This window comes from Methanoregula sp. (genome assembly GCF_049690535.1).
In the GTDB taxonomy this organism is placed as follows: domain Archaea; phylum Halobacteriota; class Methanomicrobia; order Methanomicrobiales; family Methanospirillaceae; genus Methanoregula.
Genome location: NZ_JBAVMX010000135.1, coordinates 1 through 17,288, shown reverse-complemented (window position 1 = coordinate 17,288; position 17,288 = coordinate 1). Strand labels below are relative to the sequence as shown.

Annotated in this window: 23 protein-coding genes and 1 pseudogene; 16 read left to right on the top strand and 8 right to left on the bottom strand. The window is 54.0% G+C overall.

Going from position 1 to position 17,288, the window contains the following annotated elements; translation table 11 throughout:
• Window positions 1–164: 164 nt before the first annotated feature.
• From WCE46_RS10725 to WCE46_RS10715, 3 genes are all read left to right on the top strand, one after another.
• Window positions 165–914 (top strand): hypothetical protein, encoded by a 750-nt coding sequence (locus tag WCE46_RS10725; protein WP_424733712.1) that lies wholly within the window; start codon window positions 165–167, stop codon window positions 912–914.
• A 226-nt stretch (window positions 915–1,140) separates the two neighbouring features.
• Complete coding sequence (locus tag WCE46_RS10720; protein WP_424733711.1) at window positions 1,141–1,374, top strand: hypothetical protein; 234 nt, start codon at window positions 1,141–1,143, stop codon at window positions 1,372–1,374.
• A 293-nt stretch (window positions 1,375–1,667) separates the two neighbouring features.
• Window positions 1,668–2,132: a hypothetical protein gene (locus WCE46_RS10715; RefSeq protein ID WP_424733710.1), complete on the top strand. Its 465-nt coding sequence runs from the start codon at window positions 1,668–1,670 to the stop codon at window positions 2,130–2,132.
• A 57-nt stretch (window positions 2,133–2,189) separates the two neighbouring features.
• Here WCE46_RS10715 and WCE46_RS10710 read toward each other — a convergent pair whose 3' ends face one another.
• Window positions 2,190–3,002, bottom strand: coding sequence for an esterase/lipase family protein (locus tag WCE46_RS10710; RefSeq protein ID WP_424733709.1), 813 nt, complete (start codon window positions 3,000–3,002; stop codon window positions 2,190–2,192).
• A 92-nt stretch (window positions 3,003–3,094) separates the two neighbouring features.
• Between WCE46_RS10710 and WCE46_RS10705 the strand changes: the two genes are divergently transcribed.
• Window positions 3,095–3,565 (top strand): hypothetical protein, encoded by a 471-nt coding sequence (locus tag WCE46_RS10705; protein ID WP_424733708.1) that lies wholly within the window; start codon window positions 3,095–3,097, stop codon window positions 3,563–3,565.
• A gap of 61 nt (window positions 3,566–3,626) precedes the next feature.
• Here the strand turns inward: WCE46_RS10705 and WCE46_RS10700 are convergent, their stop codons facing one another.
• Complete coding sequence (locus WCE46_RS10700) at window positions 3,627–4,115, bottom strand: deoxycytidylate deaminase (RefSeq protein WP_424733707.1); 489 nt, start codon at window positions 4,113–4,115, stop codon at window positions 3,627–3,629.
• 58 nt (window positions 4,116–4,173) lie between these two features.
• On the bottom strand, window positions 4,174–4,467 hold the full coding sequence (locus tag WCE46_RS10695; RefSeq protein ID WP_424733706.1) for a DUF1294 domain-containing protein: 294 nt from the start codon (window positions 4,465–4,467) through the stop codon (window positions 4,174–4,176).
• A 123-nt stretch (window positions 4,468–4,590) separates the two neighbouring features.
• Between WCE46_RS10695 and WCE46_RS10690 the strand changes: the two genes are divergently transcribed.
• Window positions 4,591–5,154: a hypothetical protein gene (locus WCE46_RS10690; RefSeq protein ID WP_424733705.1), complete on the top strand. Its 564-nt coding sequence runs from the start codon at window positions 4,591–4,593 to the stop codon at window positions 5,152–5,154.
• A gap of 54 nt (window positions 5,155–5,208) precedes the next feature.
• Here WCE46_RS10690 and WCE46_RS10685 read toward each other — a convergent pair whose 3' ends face one another.
• Together WCE46_RS10685 and WCE46_RS10680 are read right to left on the bottom strand one after the other, a co-directional pair.
• Window positions 5,209–5,757, bottom strand: coding sequence for a YeeE/YedE thiosulfate transporter family protein (locus tag WCE46_RS10685; RefSeq protein WP_424733704.1), 549 nt, complete (start codon window positions 5,755–5,757; stop codon window positions 5,209–5,211).
• A gap of 7 nt (window positions 5,758–5,764) precedes the next feature.
• On the bottom strand, window positions 5,765–6,313 hold the full coding sequence (locus tag WCE46_RS10680; protein ID WP_424733703.1) for a YeeE/YedE thiosulfate transporter family protein: 549 nt from the start codon (window positions 6,311–6,313) through the stop codon (window positions 5,765–5,767).
• Window positions 6,314–6,479: 166 nt separating this feature from the next.
• Between WCE46_RS10680 and WCE46_RS10675 the strand changes: the two genes are divergently transcribed.
• Window positions 6,480–7,694 (top strand): Nre family DNA repair protein, encoded by a 1,215-nt coding sequence (locus WCE46_RS10675; protein WP_424733702.1) that lies wholly within the window; start codon window positions 6,480–6,482, stop codon window positions 7,692–7,694.
• A gap of 49 nt (window positions 7,695–7,743) precedes the next feature.
• Window positions 7,744–8,829, top strand: coding sequence for a DNA polymerase IV (dinB, locus tag WCE46_RS10670; protein WP_424733701.1), 1,086 nt, complete (start codon window positions 7,744–7,746; stop codon window positions 8,827–8,829).
• A gap of 64 nt (window positions 8,830–8,893) precedes the next feature.
• Here the strand turns inward: dinB and WCE46_RS10665 are convergent, their stop codons facing one another.
• Entirely contained in the window at window positions 8,894–9,673 is a 780-nt protein-coding gene (locus tag WCE46_RS10665) for a hypothetical protein (protein ID WP_424733700.1), read from the bottom strand.
• A gap of 164 nt (window positions 9,674–9,837) precedes the next feature.
• On the opposite strand from WCE46_RS10665, the gene eif1A reads away from it, so the two are divergent.
• From eif1A to WCE46_RS10650, 3 genes are all read left to right on the top strand, one after another.
• Window positions 9,838–10,179, top strand: a complete 342-nt coding sequence (eif1A, locus tag WCE46_RS10660) for a translation initiation factor eIF-1A (RefSeq protein ID WP_424733738.1) — start codon at window positions 9,838–9,840, stop codon at window positions 10,177–10,179.
• A 94-nt stretch (window positions 10,180–10,273) separates the two neighbouring features.
• Window positions 10,274–10,435, top strand: a complete 162-nt coding sequence (locus WCE46_RS10655; RefSeq protein WP_424733699.1) for a hypothetical protein — start codon at window positions 10,274–10,276, stop codon at window positions 10,433–10,435.
• Window positions 10,436–10,591: 156 nt separating this feature from the next.
• A complete protein-coding gene (locus tag WCE46_RS10650; RefSeq protein ID WP_292427250.1) occupies window positions 10,592–10,768 on the top strand; it encodes a CxxC-x17-CxxC domain-containing protein in 177 nt (58 codons plus the stop codon).
• Window positions 10,769–10,925: 157 nt separating this feature from the next.
• Here WCE46_RS10650 and WCE46_RS10645 read toward each other — a convergent pair whose 3' ends face one another.
• Window positions 10,926–11,423 (bottom strand): TspO/MBR family protein, encoded by a 498-nt coding sequence (locus WCE46_RS10645; RefSeq protein ID WP_424733698.1) that lies wholly within the window; start codon window positions 11,421–11,423, stop codon window positions 10,926–10,928.
• A gap of 160 nt (window positions 11,424–11,583) precedes the next feature.
• Window positions 11,584–12,645 carry a hypothetical protein gene (locus WCE46_RS10640; RefSeq protein ID WP_424733697.1) on the bottom strand — a complete coding sequence of 354 codons (1,062 nt, stop codon included), beginning with the start codon at window positions 12,643–12,645 and terminating at the stop codon, window positions 11,584–11,586.
• A 223-nt stretch (window positions 12,646–12,868) separates the two neighbouring features.
• Between WCE46_RS10640 and WCE46_RS10635 the strand changes: the two genes are divergently transcribed.
• From WCE46_RS10635 to WCE46_RS10610, 6 genes and pseudogenes are all read left to right on the top strand, one after another.
• Window positions 12,869–13,081: a hypothetical protein gene (locus tag WCE46_RS10635; protein WP_424733696.1), complete on the top strand. Its 213-nt coding sequence runs from the start codon at window positions 12,869–12,871 to the stop codon at window positions 13,079–13,081.
• A 242-nt stretch (window positions 13,082–13,323) separates the two neighbouring features.
• Window positions 13,324–13,956: a LysE family translocator gene (locus tag WCE46_RS10630; protein ID WP_424733695.1), complete on the top strand. Its 633-nt coding sequence runs from the start codon at window positions 13,324–13,326 to the stop codon at window positions 13,954–13,956.
• 188 nt (window positions 13,957–14,144) lie between these two features.
• Entirely contained in the window at window positions 14,145–14,591 is a 447-nt protein-coding gene (locus WCE46_RS10625; protein WP_424733694.1) for a MarR family winged helix-turn-helix transcriptional regulator, read from the top strand.
• 2 nt (window positions 14,592–14,593) lie between these two features.
• The gene (locus WCE46_RS10620; RefSeq protein ID WP_424733693.1) at window positions 14,594–15,718 is read left to right on the top strand and encodes an ABC transporter ATP-binding protein; all 1,125 of its coding nucleotides are present in this window, start codon (window positions 14,594–14,596) and stop codon (window positions 15,716–15,718) included.
• Window positions 15,715–16,803, top strand: coding sequence for an ABC transporter permease (locus tag WCE46_RS10615; protein WP_424733692.1), 1,089 nt, complete (start codon window positions 15,715–15,717; stop codon window positions 16,801–16,803). The genes WCE46_RS10620 and WCE46_RS10615 overlap by 4 nt, the downstream gene beginning before the upstream one ends.
• Window positions 16,804–17,038: 235 nt before the next feature.
• A pseudogene (locus WCE46_RS10610) lies at window positions 17,039–17,288 on the top strand (hypothetical protein); the annotation flags it as partial.

Below are 17,288 nucleotides of genomic sequence, written 5' to 3'. Positions count from 1 at the left end.
GGAGCGGGGGACGTTTAAAGCTCATTATATTGGTACGGCAGGAAAAACCTGCGATCACGTGTTTGGAGGAGAGAACCCTTTTAAAAAAAATCACAACGCATATGTTTATCCCGCACGGGGTAGACTGTCATCTCACCGGAAAAAATCCACCTCGGGGTAATAGTATGTCGGTCAAATCTACTGTTGTTATCCTTATCCTGTCTGCCTGCTGTATCTGCCTCCTTGCGGCGCCCGCGCTTGCTATCTCTACTACTTCAGGCATCGGGGGCACACTGATAAGGGGTCACCAGTTCACCATCGATATAACGGGAAATCCAAATACGGCATATTACGTCTGGCTGCCAGGCACCTGGTCGCTGTCGGGAGGGGCTGGAGACCAGCCACCGATAGTTGTCCCAAACCAGGAGAATGTGGAGCAGGATCCGGAGAACGGGCCCTACACCATCGGCTCTTACCGGTATTACAACGGGGGTGGACGTACGATCCTTGATGATGTAGCGCCTTCCTCGTCACTCATGCCTAATACCAGTTATTACGCGCTGGTCACGACCGATGAGTCAGGACAGGCAGTCGTGGCATTCGGGACTTCCATGAACACCGCCATGATTTCATATTCTGTCCGGGTCGAGAACCCCACATCGGTAAACAACGAGACGCTTCTCGTGCAGCGCGGGGATACGACAGTGACCGGAGGTTCGGTGTCGATTGAGGGCGTGGCCGCCCGACCGACAAAACCGATCCTGACAACCACAACCATCGCAACGCTGGAACAGAGTCCGGTTCCATCCCTGCCAGAAACGACCGCAGGCACCACGCCGGTCACCGCACCTGCGACGACCCCCACGGCACCGGTAGGCACTCTCCTTGCCATAATCGCGGTCGGGACTGCGCTCTGTGCAGTACGGTTCCGGTAAGTTTCCTCTTTTCGACGCACTTAACCGGGCAGGACTATTTCCGGCACTCTGCCGTATATGGTAACAGGCAGACTAAGTAATCGGTTCAAAAGCAGTCCTTATTGCCGAAAAGAAACCCGGCAGGGGTAATCATAATGGTATGAAATTACCGGTTTGTTTTTTTGGATCTGTCGGGGTCACCTTTCTTTGCAATCTTACCGGGCCGTGGTCGATCCTCATGCGTTCCGTGATCCTGATTCAGAGCCTTGTTCTCTGGCCCGGTGTGAGGATTGTGTCGGGGCGGGAGCGGGGCCTTGTTCTGCGGGTGATGTGGAGGGTGTACGGCAGGACCAGATTCAGGGTGGTGATCGCGGAGCTCGGCATGACGGGTCTTATCCGGACTTCCAAGCACATTTTCATGGGCGTCGTGATCATGCATCTGGTGATCGTGGGGCGTGGGTACCGGTTCGCGTCTTGGTGACATAGGCAAGCGTTCATCGCTGCGGAATAATAAAACCATGCCTCGTACCCGGCTGTAGCCATTGCACCGGGATGGCCACGCGTAACCAGTTCGCTATTCCCCGTACCAAAATCCTTCATATTCTTCCCCGCCCTAATGCTCACCGGAGTATCATAGGCGATCGCCCGAATCTAGAACTGAAACCTGACAGGCCACGGAAAATTCAATAAAACGGATACTGCTAATTCCATTGTCCCATACCAATGCCACCAGTACAGATCCAGAAACAGGAATGTGGGGAAACCTGCCCCGGTATGCATCCAGCGGATCGCATCCAGAAATTCTTTATCCGGCCGTTCTTTCTTACGCTGACAATTGGTATCCCGTTCTGTATCTTCAAGGGGCTCTTTGGTCTTGCCGCCATTAAGGCAGGAACACCATCAAATCCTATAATTGCAGGTTTTGGGTGGATTGTAGTACTATGGGCAGCCACCGATCTTACTATGAACGCTATTCGTGCAGCAAGTGATCTTCTGCATATTCCCACTCGGCTGGAATACTGCACGCTTGCCGAGCTCGGACGGTTTCTGCACCGTCCGATGCTTTTTCTCGCGGTGGACACCCTGATCTCATTTTCGATTATCTGTCTCATGCTCTGGTCAGGCTGGATCATGCAGCTGACGCAAACGGAAGCCTACCTGTGGTACAGTGCAACCACGCTCAACCTGATCAGCATCTCGCTCGTGTCACTCTACAACGAGGCAAAGAGAGCTGCCTGAACATCGGGTCCCGAAAATACCTATAGGCGATCAATAACCCGGTATGAGACCGACCCGTTATCCCGGAGTGGTGAGACTCTGGCGAAGGTAACCCAGAACTCTTTCCACAACCTCGGGGGCCCGGGGGAGCCTGATGTGGCAGTACTGGGCTGCATCGCCGTCAAGCGCTGCGGGATCGGCAGGCAGGATCTCAATGGCCGCACCAGGAAGAACCGAATCTGAATGAGGCACGATGCCGTCACCGGAATACGTCATGTGCCAGTTTCCGTCAGGCTGTAATTCACAGGTCTTTCCTTCAAAACAGGGAAAAAATGAAGGAGTACACGTAGTATTTTCTGCGCAGAGGAGTCGGTACGCGATATCGGGGCGGATGCCGGCCTTACGCAGAGCGGTCATTGTCGTGCTCCCCGGCCGGCAGGCCTGGACGATGATATCGGCGGTCGGATCAAAATGTTCGGGAACGAAGGTGCCAACAAGTCTTTTGGTGATCTCCGGCCCAATTACCGGGTCACAAAAGAGTTCGGCAAGGGAAGACCCATTGTTGGGCGGGCCGATAGCGATGAGCTGGCGCACCTGCTCGTGTCGGTCGCTGCCATCCATTATCTCAAGCAGGTAGCGGGTGATGCAGGAGCCGATGGAATGGCACACCATGTCGATGCTGCCGATATATTCCTGCTCCTCCCGCTGCGTAGAGATGTAGTCCCGAAGGGCTCGCGCAATCTCTTCCATGGATGCACCGTTCAAGGATGTGTAATCGAAGATCCAGAAGGGGATACCCGCCTCGTTCAGCTGCGGGGTGAGCCGGTTCCAGATGCCAGGATGACTCTTCCAGCCATGAACGAGGACAACGGGGATTGATTGAGAGAGCATTGTCAGGAAAACATGGGATGTGGGGGAGCATAGTTTTTGTGGGATATGGGCCCCTCTATAGGTTTATATGATACCATGCACCAGTGTTTTCCATGAGAACGCTTTTTCTCCTGCCGACACTCATTGCCTTGATCATCGTGGCAGGATGCGCCTCAACGGTTCCGTCTCTCCCCGGCTCACAACAGACACTGAACCTCAACCAGCAGGCGAATTTTGAGAACAACGATTACGCATTTACTGCGGCCATCAATCACATCGAAATAAAGAACAACCAGACAATAATCGTGACGTTTACCATAGACAATACCGGGCAGCAGGCGATGACCCTCTCCGCTATGTCCTCACTCAATGATCCGATCGGCCAGTCATATGTCGGGCAGACGGTCTTTTTCAGCCAGATCGCACCGGGTCACAAAGTCACCCAGACAGGAACAATCTCCCTTCCCGAAGGTGTCCTTAACCAGCTCAGTCAGGGATCGACCCTCAAATACAGGTTCCAGGGAACATCCCCGGTTCCCTACGAGGCAACGTGGAACATCGATCTCACCAACCTGCCAGAATAAACCTACGCGAGTGCCATCTAGGAACAGATACCGGACCGGCGCCGCATAGCTGCAGAAGGGATTATAACGGGGAATCTTCCCCAAGCGATTCCCGGCTTCGCATCTGGTAGAGCACCATCGGGTCCATCTCCTTGCACTCGTCCGGGGTCGTCCGCATGATAACATTCGTAATTCCACTATTGACGATCATTTTCGAGCACAGGAAGCACGGCCAGATCTGCGTGAGTTCCCCGGTGGCGACATCGAATCCCGCAAGGTAGAGCGTACAGCCCCGGGCGAGTTTTCCTGCCTGGAGCATCGCGTTCATCTCGGCATGCACGCTCCGGCACCGCTCGTAGTTCGAGCCCGAGGGGATATTGTGCTCTTTTCTCCAGCACCGGTTGAGTTCCGTGCAGTCCATCTGCTTGCGCGGGGCGCCGGTGTAGCCGGTCGAGACGATGGTATTGTATTCATCCACAATGATCGCACCGAAGTTGCGCCGAAGGCAGGTGCCCTGGTTGGCGCACCGTTGTGCAAGGTCAAGGAAGTACTGGTGCCTGTTGGTCCGCATCAAAGAAGTATGGCAAATCCCGGTATTAAAGGAGCAGGGTTCTGGTATGCCGGGACATTCACTGGGAGATATGAAGGAGGAGAACTGCCACATATAGCATTCCGGCGATGTGAAGGATCATAAAAACCGGTACCAGGTAGAATTTTATTTTTTTTGTCTTGTGCCGGAAGATGCGCATTGCCCCGTATGCGCCAAACGGCCCGATCAGTGCCGCCACAAGAAGAATACGTTCGGGAATCCGCCACCCATCGTTGCGGGCCATGTGTTTATCGTACGTGTACAGGCAGAACACGGAGATATTCGCGAGGATGTAAAGTGCAAAGACAACCAGGCCGTAAAGAATCGGGATCATTCCGGTATCTTCTTTATTTTGTCTGGATTTATGGTTTAATAGAGGAATCACTCCTGCCAGTGCAAAAGAGAGATGTTGCATCCAGCATAATATATGGATATGAGCAGCCGGCCGGGTTTCCGATTGAGTCTCTGTGCACTGTTACTTGCACTGGCTTTTGTCGGGGTTTCCGGCTGCATCCTGTCCCAGCCACGACCCTCGGGGATGCCGCAGGGAGACCAGTACGCTTTTCTCGACCACCATACGTACTATGGCGGCACGCTGGTGGGGGGGAAATGCCCCATGGCGCCGATCAATTTTTCCACGTACCACTTCGACACTGACACAGGGATTCTCGAAGGAGTAGTACCTTTTGAGGTTAACGACTCCCTTACCCTCATCTATGGGGAAAGCACAAGCCTGTCAGGAGACTACGGCACCGGCAGTTCGGGAATGGTCTCAGGAGGATATGCCCTTCCCTATACTTCAGGAAATATGACGATCAACGGGTTTACATCTGACGGTACGCTGTATATTACGTACAGTAACCAGACAATTGCCCTTGAATCAGGAAAACAGTGGACGGATATCACGACCGGCACCGATAGGACTGATGCCTGCACCATCAACTGGACGGCAGCGGACACCATCACCTATTATGGGAATTACCAGAAATCCTCCATTAAAAAAGCGGCAATATACGAATAATGGACTATATGGCTGAAAACCACCCTGAACATAGGTTATGTCGTCAGGAACTTCTCACAGTAGGATAAGAATTCCGATCAAAACGAATTCCGCGATACCAATCGCCACCCAAGGGTTCATGTTCAGAAGTTCGGGCAGCGTCTGTGCAGGAAAAGGGCCACGGTTCAGGAACCGGGTCTTTATTTTGGGGTAGAGCGCTGCAAAAAGCCCGGAGCCAAGAATCATCCCGATTATCCCTCCGCAAAGGGCATCAAGCGCCCCGGTGCCGGCCGCCCCTGCTACGGTCTCCGGGCCGTACCCGAGAAGGGCAAAGCCGGTACCGAAGATGAGCCCACCAACCACAACCGATCCGAGTGTTCCGGGTTTGACGTGCATCTGTGCACAGCCGAAGTGCACCAGAAGGTAAACACCGGGCATCGCAACAATGATCGCAGAAACCATAAGTTTTGAAAAGGTCATGTCCTGAAGCAGCAACTGACCGAGTATCACGTTGTAATCGGTGACCCCGCTCTTCTGGAGCAGGAAACCAAAAGCAATTCCGATAAGAAGGCCCATGACGAGCTGGAGCCGGGCATTCGTGTGAAGACGTGTCAGCAGGGTCATGGGTTACTTACACCCCGATAAAACGGGAGAGCACAAACGCCGTTGCGATTCCCGAAAGAAAAAAACAGGCAGTAAACAGGATGCCCGAGAGCGAGAGCTGGCTGGTACCGCTGATACCGTGACCGGTCGTACAGCCATTTGCCCACCGTGCACCGAAGGCAAGGATGATCCCCCCGATAAGCGCAGTAAGGAGACGGAGCGCTGCATTTGTACCAAATGCTGTCTCCCACAGACCAGGTACCCAGACGAGATGGAACTGCCCTGACAGAATCGCAGAGAGGAATGCCCCGATAATTACACCGGGCAGGATCATCAGGATCCAGTCAACACGGGGCACAGTCTCCCGGTAGAACTCATTTTCTGCCCTTTTATGAGATAGTGCTTTTTCCAGAAGTCCGCTCACCTTCGCATATGCCGTTGATATCCCAAGGGGACGATCGGAGAGCAAAAATGAGATGCAGACCAGAATTCCAATACCGGCGCCGGCCGCGTACGGCGACCACGTTTGCTGTGCAAGGAGTTCAAGCATGACAAAAGACTCCTGCTTTAATGGCATGTTCCCTGCCGGATTTCCTGTCCCAAAATACCATGACAATGGATCTGTCTGGCGCTCATGGGGTATGAATCATTTTCTCACTATGGCCCCTGTGGGAAAAGGCCGGTCACTTTCCCCCCGCACCCCCAAGGAATTTAATATCCCGTTACGGATCTTTCCATGAACCATGATCCTCGGGAAAGGGGCATACTTAAAACAGCTGACCGCGGCTACGATGCAGATGAAATCGGTGGACGTGGGAAAGGAGATGACCGGGAGTTCCCCACCCTCAGTTTTTATCGGCAGTTGGAATTACCCGGACATCTACGCCGGGCCGATGATCGCACCTGTCCACGGCGATACCGGCATCATGGACCGGCCGGAGGACTGGATAGCAGGCCACCACTCGCAGGAGGAGATCATCGGGTACCGGATGAACCTTGTGCGGGGGAAAATGCTCAATAACGCCTACGATATTGACAACCGGTTTGTCAATAAACTCCAGGAGATTGTCCTTTCCGCAACTTCCATCGAAAGCGAGGCCGCGTTTGAGACCGCGCCCGCCGGCCTTTCATTCTCCGAGGAGCACACACCTTTTGGGCCCAGCGCCCCTCTCGGACGCTTCGATATTACGGCACAGCGCTGGGATCGCTCGCTTGAGAAGGTGTACTACGATACCGATCTCCTCTCCCGGGATGCGGTCCTCGGCCTCCACCAGACGGGGACGCCATTCTCTACGATCCAGAAGGCGTTCTCGGCTGGGACGATGGGGAGAGACGCGAATCGGCATCTCGTTCCAACCCGGTGGTCCATTACTGCCTGCGACACGATGATCGGCGACAACCTGCTCACCCGGGTAAAGACCTGCCCGGTGATCGATACCGTGCGCCTGTACGAGTATGCAAGCCTGCACAACCGGTATGCTGTGATCCTGCTGCCAACCGCGTGGCAGTACGAGTGGACCGAGGCATTCCTCCACGTGCTCGGGAACGAGGAGTACGTCTTCTCCGATCACGAGGGGTTCAGAAAAAAGACCGGCTACTCGCCGCTCGGCGGCTGCTATTACTCCTGCAAGATGGCGGTGCTCGAAGCCCTCGCGCAGGAACAACGGCAGGCCGGTGCCATCATCCTCCGGGAGGCGCTGCCCGGGTATGTGCCGATGGGGGTCTTTAACGTGCGGGAGAACGTCAGGAACGCGATGCGGGAACGGCCAGCCGAGTTCGAGGATCTCAAATCGGCACTAAACAACATCTCGGAACGCTTCACCCTGCCCATGCAGCGGTTCATCACCGAGACCACGCTCTTAAAGGAGAGCCTCCGCCAGCGCCAGTGCACCTTAAGCGATTTTTCCATGCCCCATCATCCGCAGGAGAGAGTTGGTGGTGCCGCAGGGACAGCCTGACCACGGATCGGTGCCGGGCAATGATGACAAACGCAATCGGGAGGAGACGGTGAGCGAAAACCCGGGAGCCACAAGTCCGCGGATCATCCTGCACGCCGATATGGACTGCTTCTATGCGGCAGTCGAGATGCACGACCATCCCGAGATAGCCGGGAAGCCGGTCATCGTCGGCGCCGACCCGCAGGGAGGATCAGGAAGGGGCGTGGTCTCCACCTGCTCGTACGAGGCCCGGGCGTTCGGGGTGCGGTCCGCTATGCCGATCTCGCAGGCGTACCGGCTCTGCCCGGATGCAGTCTACCTCCGGCCCGACATGGCCCGGTACGCAGTGGCGTCCGGGGAGATCATGGGCATCTTCCGGGGGACCGGGTACCGGGTCCAGCAGGTCAGCATTGACGAGGCATTTCTCGATATCAGCCCGGTCGGGAGTTTTGATGCGGCACGGGACCTTGCTGCACAGCTGAAACAGGAGATCCGGGCCCGGGCCGGGATCAACTGCTCGCTCGGCGTTGCCCCGACAAAGATCGTCGCAAAGATCGCCTCGGATTTCCACAAACCCGACAGCCTGACGGTCGTGGAGCCCAACGATGTCCCGGCATTCCTTGCCCCGATGCCGGTCCGGAAGATCCCGGGGATCGGCGGGAAAACCGGCGCACTCCTCGAAGATCTCGGAATAAAAACCATCGACGACCTCGCCTCATGCAATATCCAGCGTCTCATCGGGGCATTCGGGCGTTCTGCGGCCCTGCTGCACGAAGCGGCGCTCGGGCATGACGAGAGTGAAGTCGTGGAGCGCGACGGGGTAAAGTCCATCTCGAAAGAGACTACCTTTGCCTGTGACACGGACGACGCTGACGAGATCGCCGCCACCATAGAATGGCTCGTCCGCGAAGTGACGCAGTCGCTTGCCGATGAAGGCCTGCATTTTAAGACCGTCACAGTCCGGGTCAGGTACGAAGGGTTTGTGTCAAAAACCAAATCAAAGTCCCTGCTCCACCACCATAACGACGAGGCAACGCTTCGGTCCTCTGCCGGGGAACTGCTCCGCAGCCTGTGTGAAGGGCAGAAGATCCGGCGGCTCGGCCTCCGTGTCTCGGGGCTCTGGAAGCAGGACGCCGGGCAGCAGACCCTGTTTTAACGTGAGGGAGGCCCGGGTATCCCAAGGCAAAAAAAATGTGCCGTTTTTGAGGGGGGTTCGGGGTTTACAAATCCCGGGGAGCGGCTGCCGGTTGCTCCGGGGCAGGCTGGTGCGTTCCTTTACCTTTCTGAATGAGCCCGAGGACAATGAGCGAGAACCCGGCGGCGACACACGGACCAAGGATAGCAAGCACGGCGTTCCCGGCAAAGAAGGTCTCTCGTATCGGGTAGATCATGAACGAAATGGCAAAGAGGATCGTCCCGGCAAGCGCTGCCGGGTGCTCAGTAAACGAATGGTTCAGCGCTGTGATGATGAGCGACCCGCAGGCAAAGAAATAGAGCAGGATCATCAGGGTCTTGTCGGTTATTCCCCCCGTGGCAAGGATGGCAAGCGGCACGACAAGCATCAGGAACAGGAGCGCAAGAAGGACCGGCCCCCCTACCTGCTTTCTCGGGTAGAGCCGGTTATATGCCGATGAAAGGAGCAGGATCGCAGCGACAAAACCCATGTCGATCAGGCTCGGGAACGAAAAAGTTCCGGCCCCGAAAAAGACCGCGGCATACCAGGCGACGTTCACAATACCCCAGAGGGCAAACGCCCCGGCCGCCCAGAGCAGGCCCGGCCCGCCCTCATGCCGCAGGTAGCAATAACAGAATACGGCAGCCCCGGCGAACGCCGCGAGGATCTGGAGGTAATTGCTTAAAGAGACGTACTGTTTTGAGGGGAGGAGAAGGAGGGCGAGCGCAAGGGCTGCGGCTACGCCAAGAAATCCCCCGAAAAACCCGGAGATGACAGATAGTGGGGTGTCATGAGAAGCAGACGGGGGCGTAGCTTGTGCGGACATACCCGTTCTGTAGGGAGTATGACGGGAAAAATATACGGGACTTTCAGCAGGTGAACCTGCATCGGGTATCCGGCCTGAGGGAAAAGGACACAAGACCGGGACATGGGTCCCTGAGGGATATGTTAATGATTCCCGACGCCGTTAATATATGAGGAGTTGTTGGTATAACCGATAATAACCAGAGAAAAGGGAACAATGATTTCGATCCCAATGCAGTAAATCCTGACGGGACGCCACTTGTCCGGGTCAGGCTGCCCAAAAAATGGAATAACGAGATGTTTGGTTCCGCCGACCTGATGATGGGGGCAAACCATATCCGTGTGCGCTGTTTTGACGGGGTCACCCGTATGGGGAGGATCAAGGGGAAGATAAAAAAGCGCGTCTGGATCCGGGAAGGGGATACCCTGATTATTGTCCCGTGGAGTTTCCAGGATGATAAGTGCGATATCATCTACCGCTACCTGCCGCCCCAGGTAGACTGGCTGCGGAAGAACCGGTATCTCTGATCCGCCGCTTTTTTTAAGATTTGTGTATTCGCTGGCAAAGAGTGCCGGCAAACCATTGTTTCATGGTCCCGGACGGCTAACTATCTTCTCATATATGCTGACAAACGAGAAGAAGATCCGGTTGATCCGCGACCGGTTGACCCGCATCGGAATCGGGGAGCGGAGCATGAGCGATGATATGATTCTCGCATCGTACAGTATCAACAGTGTCGGCCAGCTCTGTAGTGTCCAGAAGCCCCGGCAGCCCCAGACCTAAAAGAGGGCACCCGTTTTTATCCCAAATCCCCGTCGGGGACTACGTATGCACACGCATACGCTTAAAAATCACCGTTTTTCCCGTGCGACCATACAGAAGTACTTAAGCAGGGACAGCATGTTAACTATCACAGTTTTTTGACTGTATGTGAAAGCTATGTATGGATCATCCAATTTTGGCGGTCGCGGTCCCAGAGACTCCGGCCCACGTGAAATGACAAAGGTCACCTGTTCCGATTGTGGAAAAGAGTGCGAAGTACCGTTTAAGCCAACCGAAGGTCGCCCAGTGTATTGCCAGGAATGCCTGCCAAAACACCGCAAGCCCCGGTTCTAATTACATAACCGTATAATTATTTTTTCTTTTTTAGAGCAATTTTCTCTTGGATTATGTGTAATCCGATGATGTCGTTTAGCATCCACGGCATACCACAGGATCTGTCCCGGGTTTAAGGAGTGAAGGGCTGCCATTACCAGAGTGTTGTCCCTGAACGTTATGCATTCACTCCGTTGAGTATCCAGATTTGCATATTGAGGACCGCAGCAAAACAGCACCAGGCGAGGTACGGGACGAGCAGCCATGCAGCCGGCAGTGAAATGCGCCCGAACGTGAGCATCGTGGCTGCAATCAGGACAATAAGTAAAAGGAGCACCACGAGAGCTGCCGCCATAGCGTGTCCCCCAAAGAAGACCAGCGACCAGAGGAGATTGAGTGCCAGTTGGGCTGCAAAGAAAAAAACGCTCCGCTGGATCAAGGCGCGTTCAGTACCATAGCGGAGGATAAGGTAGAGTGAGAGCCCCATCAGACTGTAAAGCACGGTCCAGACCGGACCAAAGACCCACGCTGGTGGATTGATCGCAGGTTTGTTAAGCCCGGCATACCAGCCCGGGATGCTCCCCACGGTAAAAAACGAACCGACTATCCCCACACTCAGGGGAATTGCGAGGCAGAACAAGGGCAGAAGCCAGGTACGCAAGGTATGGTGGGCCATAGGTTTTCCGGGGATTCCGGAAGATATAAAAAATATGGCCGGGGCAGAGATCAGATATTTTTAAGTAACGAATTTACAGGGCGCAGAAACGGGAGATAAAATGGGGGAAGTCACCGTGTTCTGCATCGAAAATAAAGTATGCGGGCGGGCATTTGCCCGCTTACCACACTCTCTCCAAGAGCATCACGGCAATCTCGAACGCGATGAGAATGATCACGACCCATTCGAGGAAGTTCGAGTGCTGGATCCTGACCTCGTCGGACAGCATCGAGTAATTCTCCCGGATCACCGCGATCTTCCGGCTCACACTCTCGCTCCACTGGCTGCTCCTTAAGATCTTCAGTGCCGTCGCATAGACACGGGCATAGTAAATATCCTCGGTCACCTTAATCAGATTGTCGACCTTCTCGATCGTCTCCGAGATCTCCGCAGACGTCTTCATCTGGTGTTTCATGATCGCATGGTACTGACGGTTCCGGCTGAACAGGGACAAGCGATCCGCATGCTCGATATCATCGTACATCCGCGCCATCTCACGGGTCAGTTCCCGGTCATAGTACCGGAGCTCAAGCACCTGCACATTTGCAAACTCGATCAGATCGATGAGATCAGTCGGGCTCTCGGGACCGCAGAGCAGGGCCGAGTCCCAGGAGATGACCGCAAGTTCCTCGTTTGAGTAACTGAGGGAATTTTTCAGGATGTCCTCGCGGATCTGGGGTGAGACACAGGTCCGGTCCCCAAGGAGCAACGGCACCGGGTCGATCGAGTCATCCCGCCTGTCGGTTACGTAGATCGTGTAATCCTCGTAAAAATCCGGGTCGAACGCAAAATTTTTGATGTGCGGCTTGATGATCTCCCCCAGCGTATTGAGATACTGGAGGAAGAAATCCGAAAGCCCCTCCTGGCCGGCAAACCGGAATGCAATATCCTCAAGTTCCCGGTGGTCTGCGTGCTCATCATCATAGATAAAACAGAGGCTGATTACACCGATATCGTAGACACGGGCGACCGCGGAAAACTCGTACGAGCGTCCCTCCCGTTCCACCGTCACCGGCAGCATTCGGATAAGAAGCGGTGACGACTCGAGCATGATGGACTTGGGTTTAACCCGGACAAAGCTCGTACGTGCAGTAAAATAATTCCTGGCAAGTGACTTTTCAAGCCAGTCGATATCGATCTCCCGGCCGATATCATAGATGCGGTAAAACCGCAGTGAGATCATAATATTTTCTCCATGTCCCGGGAAAACCCGGGATCGTATGATTATATTATTCCACCTTAAATCACCATAAACCCTCACACTTCCCGAGCAATACCCACCGTCCGCCGTTTTTTAGATCCACAGTTTCTCCTCCAACCCGGATGAATGCCCGCGACAGGAACGACATGAACACCCTCGCTGTGCTTTATATCCCTGCAGCGCAAATCTACGATTGATATATTCCATGAGTACTGATTTTCTATCTATTGCCATGGTCACCGTGATCGGGCTCATGGCGGGCACTGCAATCGGCCTTTTTATCGGGTACCTTGCAAAGATGCAGCGATCCCGTTGGGCTGATATGACCGGGCGCGAAAAAGCGATCACTATCGCACTTGTCGTTATCTGTTCGGTAATCTGCATAGCCGCCCTTACATGGCGCTTTCTCCTGAATTAACGTTCATTCACCCTGCCCCGCGGTCGGATTATCTAACTATGACAGAGTTAAACGGATACGTTTAAAGATCAAACCCAAGTGGCATATTGATGATGCGGGACACGCAACAGGTAACGGTACACAGGTCTGTGCAGGGACAAAAAATCCGGAGTCAGGATGTGTCCATCTCTCAGGGACGTCCTGCGTGCCGACCCTTATCTGTCGACATATCCGGCAACAGACAATCTGCAAGGTGAATGCAAGTGGAGACCGGACTGTTCATCCATGGTATTATCATCGGACTTCTGCTTGCTGCGCCGGTCGGTCCAATCGCAATTTTATGTATCCAGCGCACGCTTGCCCATGGACGCTTGCATGGTATCACGTCCGGTCTCGGCATTGCCACTGCCGATGCATTCTATGCGGCGGTGACTGCTTTCGGCTTTGCGCTCATATCTGACTTCCTGCTGGCGAACCAGTGGTTCTTCCGGTTGTTCGCAGGACTTGCCCTCATTGCAGTAGGTCTCCGTATCACGTTCGCAGCGCCCCCGGCGATATCCACAACTCCCGAGAATGAATCCTACGTTGCTGACTTTACCACGATGCTTGCCATAACGCTTGCAAACCCGCTTACCATCCTCTTCTTTACCATCGTCATCCCGGGCATCTGGGTGGTGAGCAGCGGAAGCACCTGGATCACCCCCGCGATCTTTGTTACCGGTGTATTACTTGGAGAGATCGGCTGGTGGGTTATTCTCTGCGGGACACTGGATTCCATGCGAAGTTACCTCACACGGGAGCGCCTGCACCTGATCAACCGGATTGCCGGTCTAGTAATAACTCTGTTCGGGGTTGTGCTGATCGCCGAACTGATCCTGATGCAATCCATCATCTGAAACGAGCGCCACGTTTCACCGATCCGCCGTCACTTTTCGGATACATTATTCTTCCGGGTTCTGAAGTGTCATGTGGGATCCTACAGATGACATTCACGATTAGGCAGATTTTCCAGATAGTTCACTAGAGAAATAGTTCACTTATTTAACTATTAAGCGGCTAAACTAGTTTCAGGATTTGAGAACGCATGGCTGAAGATATCAGGGACCGGGCTGCAGATGCACTGCTTGCCCTCATACCCCTCTACTACAAGAACGTGATGCGCAACAGGCATACGATCAACGGGGTACAGCTGGCTCAGATCCACACGCTCGGGGTGCTCATGAAATACAGATCGGTACCGATGTCTGAGATTGGAAGCCAGCTTTATATCTCCCGTCCGTACATGACCCGGCTCGCCGATCTGATGATCGCTGATGGGTTGGTGGAGCGCCAGCCGGATTCCCAGGATCGCCGGGTGATCAATCTCACAATAACAGAGAAAGGTAAAAAATACCTTAAAGAATCGATTTCGTGGTACAAAAAGGATCTCAAAGAAAACTTCACCAGTCTTGATGACCAGGATGTCCGAAAACTGTGTGCTGCGATCGAAGAAGCGAACCAGATCCTCGCAAAACTCCAGCAGGAGAGATAAACGTGCATCTTTTCAGTCACGAAAACTTACCCGCAACCGATGATGAAAAAAACGAAACCGGCACGTACGGATCCGACTACGTCCCGGACAGCAGTATACCCCTCTTTTCCGGGGACGGACGCGTAGATGATGGAACTGCCATCATACGGATCAACCACCTCTCCAAGGTCTTTGCCGGGAAGACGAAGACCGTAACTGCCGTAAATGACGTCTCGTTTGACGTAAATCGCGGAGAGATCTTCGGGCTTCTCGGGGCAAACGGTGCAGGAAAGAGCACCCTCATACGGATCCTCACGACCCTTCTCTCCCCGACATCGGGACAGGCATTTGTTAATAATTACGATATCACCAAAGACCCTGAAAAGATCCGGGAGATTATCGGAGTATGCGCACAGAACTACACCAGCGATTCCGAACTGACCGCATACGATAATCTCGAATTCTACGGGAAACTCGAAAACGTCCCGGATAACATCCTCCCGGACCGGATCTGGGAACTCTTAAAAATGGCCGGCCTTGCCGATAGGGCATATATGCCAGTTGGCACGTTTTCCGGGGGCATGAAGCGCAAGCTCGAGATCGTCCGGGCATTCATCCACCGGCCGCTTATCCTTTTCCTGGACGAACCCACGATCGGCCTTGATCCCGAGGCAAGAAGGGAGGTCTGGCAGCAGATCATGATGCTCAACGCAGAGCACACGACAATCATTCTCACGACACACTACATGGATGAGGCAGAAAAACTCTGCGGCCGGATCGCTTTTGTTGAACGCGGAAAGCTGATCGCTCTCGATACCATGGAAAATCTTAGGAAACTGATCCCGGCCGGGGACCTCATTGAGATCGGTGTGGACCACATGGACCCGCACGCCGAAGAAGCGATCCGTAACGTCACCCTGGTTAACGCAGTCTCGGTTGTCGAGCACACCGTTACCATATCAGCGACAAATGGCAGCCGGGTGATCCCCGCTATTCTTGCTGTATTCGAGCAGTACGCCATACCCATCATCTCTATCTCGATCCGCTCTCCCTCGCTTGAGGACATCTTCATCTACCTGACCGGGAAGGGGCTCAACAATGGCGACGAGCAGGAAACACCAGGTAAAGGAGGGAGGCGGCCCTTATGATGCGAAGCGCCATCGCCATCTTCAAACGGGATTTCAAGAAGTTCCTGAGCAACCCGTTCATCATCATGATGACACTTTTTATGCCCATCATGTACCTGGTGATCTTCGGGAATGCGTTCGGGGGAACCCTCAGCCACATTCCGGTCGGTGTCGTACAGGAAGTACCACCCTACAATGATACGCCGCTCTTTACAGAGGCAGTATACCAGCTCAACCATATCAGCCAGACTGATGCCGACAAACTGCTGGACGTTACGGTTTATGCAGATGAGGCGGCAGCCAAACAGGATCTGGCTAACGGAAAACTATCGGCCGTGATCGTCTTTCCTTCATCGGTCTCAAACGACAACGCTGTGAGACTGTATGTGGATAGTTCCGATTCCATAACGCCACCGCTTGTTGAAGCGGCGGTAAACCAGGTCCTTCTCGGTCTCGGGGCGCACAACCCGGTCACGGTCGACAAGATCTACGGGGACATTAAGTACCTCCAGTTCTTTGGCGTAGGTGTGATCATGATGGCTATCTTTACCGCCACCATGTTTGGGGGGGGTATTGCACTCATCAAGGACCGTGAGAACGGTATCCACGAAGGGTACCTGGTCACGCCGATCAAACGTTCCAGTATCATCATGGGGATCATCTCGAGTGGTACCGTGAGGGCATTTATCGCCGGATTTACCATTTTCTGGATCGATCTGCTGGTCACCGGTATCATCCTCCAGAGTTTCCAGGACTTTCTGCTGGTCCTGCTGGTGATCCTTATCGCCTGTGTCGGGGTGACGAGCCTCGTTGTCTCCTTTGCATCCCGGTTCGCGTCCCAGCAGGAGTACTCATCCGTCATCGCCTTCCTCAACCTCATCCTGTTCATGACCTCAGGTGCTTTTTATCCGGTCATCGGGATGCCGGGCTGGCTGCGCTGGATCACCGTCATCAACCCCGAATATTACGGGATCCATGCCCTGCGGAGCATCATCCTCAGGAATCAGGGGCTTAACGTAATCGGGATCGATCTTGTTGCCCTTTTGGTTTTCTCGACGGCAATGATTGTCCTTGGCATCGTCACCTTCAGACGCACACTTGAGTAGTGTTTAAAAAACAGGAGAGTTGTTCATGACAGGTAATATCGGGCGCTCTAAAAAATGTCCATTAACAACCGGACGTTAAAATCATGTCGGGCATCTTGTACAGGCGCAGCAAACGTATGATGAAATCGAAGTTTCAGGAGGAAGTTTTGAGGCCGGCGGGGAATGTGGGATCGGAATATATATGGTAAGAATTGCAAAATGGACTAAGATTTGTATAACATTTTCGAGGATCTGCATGAGTGAAATAAGTGGAAAAATATCACCTGTCAACAGGCATTCTGACGGGGCTTACAACCATTCTTCAGGACACCGCATCAGCGCACTGCGGTTTCTGTGCATCGCATCTGTTGTGCTTGCGCTGCTCGCCGTCTCGCCGGTGCTGGCCGGTACGAAATTCATGACCGGCAGCCCCGACCTGAGCGTGTATATCGCGGGGACCAACGAGTTTTCCCCGGGAGACGATGTCAACCTCCAGGTTGTCATCT

Coding starts and splice junctions, on each gene's coding strand:
- WCE46_RS10625 (WP_424733694.1), top strand. CDS start 14,145: ATGGCTGAAGATATCAGGGACCGGGCTGCAGATGCACTGCTTGCCCTC.
- WCE46_RS10680 (WP_424733703.1), bottom strand. CDS start 6,313: ATGCCATTAAAGCAGGAGTCTTTTGTCATGCTTGAACTCCTTGCACAG.
- WCE46_RS10650 (WP_292427250.1), top strand. CDS start 10,592: ATGTATGGATCATCCAATTTTGGCGGTCGCGGTCCCAGAGACTCCGGC.
- WCE46_RS10645 (WP_424733698.1), bottom strand. CDS start 11,423: ATGGCCCACCATACCTTGCGTACCTGGCTTCTGCCCTTGTTCTGCCTC.
- WCE46_RS10665 (WP_424733700.1), bottom strand. CDS start 9,673: ATGTCCGCACAAGCTACGCCCCCGTCTGCTTCTCATGACACCCCACTA.
- WCE46_RS10635 (WP_424733696.1), top strand. CDS start 12,869: ATGAGTACTGATTTTCTATCTATTGCCATGGTCACCGTGATCGGGCTC.
- WCE46_RS10695 (WP_424733706.1), bottom strand. CDS start 4,467: ATGATCCCGATTCTTTACGGCCTGGTTGTCTTTGCACTTTACATCCTC.
- WCE46_RS10710 (WP_424733709.1), bottom strand. CDS start 3,002: ATGCTCTCTCAATCAATCCCCGTTGTCCTCGTTCATGGCTGGAAGAGT.
- WCE46_RS10685 (WP_424733704.1), bottom strand. CDS start 5,757: ATGACCCTGCTGACACGTCTTCACACGAATGCCCGGCTCCAGCTCGTC.
- WCE46_RS10715 (WP_424733710.1), top strand. CDS start 1,668: ATGCATCCAGCGGATCGCATCCAGAAATTCTTTATCCGGCCGTTCTTT.
- WCE46_RS10700 (WP_424733707.1), bottom strand. CDS start 4,115: ATGCGGACCAACAGGCACCAGTACTTCCTTGACCTTGCACAACGGTGC.
- WCE46_RS10705 (WP_424733708.1), top strand. CDS start 3,095: ATGAGAACGCTTTTTCTCCTGCCGACACTCATTGCCTTGATCATCGTG.
- WCE46_RS10675 (WP_424733702.1), top strand. CDS start 6,480: ATGATCCTCGGGAAAGGGGCATACTTAAAACAGCTGACCGCGGCTACG.
- WCE46_RS10640 (WP_424733697.1), bottom strand. CDS start 12,645: ATGATCTCACTGCGGTTTTACCGCATCTATGATATCGGCCGGGAGATC.
- WCE46_RS10615 (WP_424733692.1), top strand. CDS start 15,715: ATGATGCGAAGCGCCATCGCCATCTTCAAACGGGATTTCAAGAAGTTC.
- WCE46_RS10655 (WP_424733699.1), top strand. CDS start 10,274: ATGCTGACAAACGAGAAGAAGATCCGGTTGATCCGCGACCGGTTGACC.
- WCE46_RS10725 (WP_424733712.1), top strand. CDS start 165: ATGTCGGTCAAATCTACTGTTGTTATCCTTATCCTGTCTGCCTGCTGT.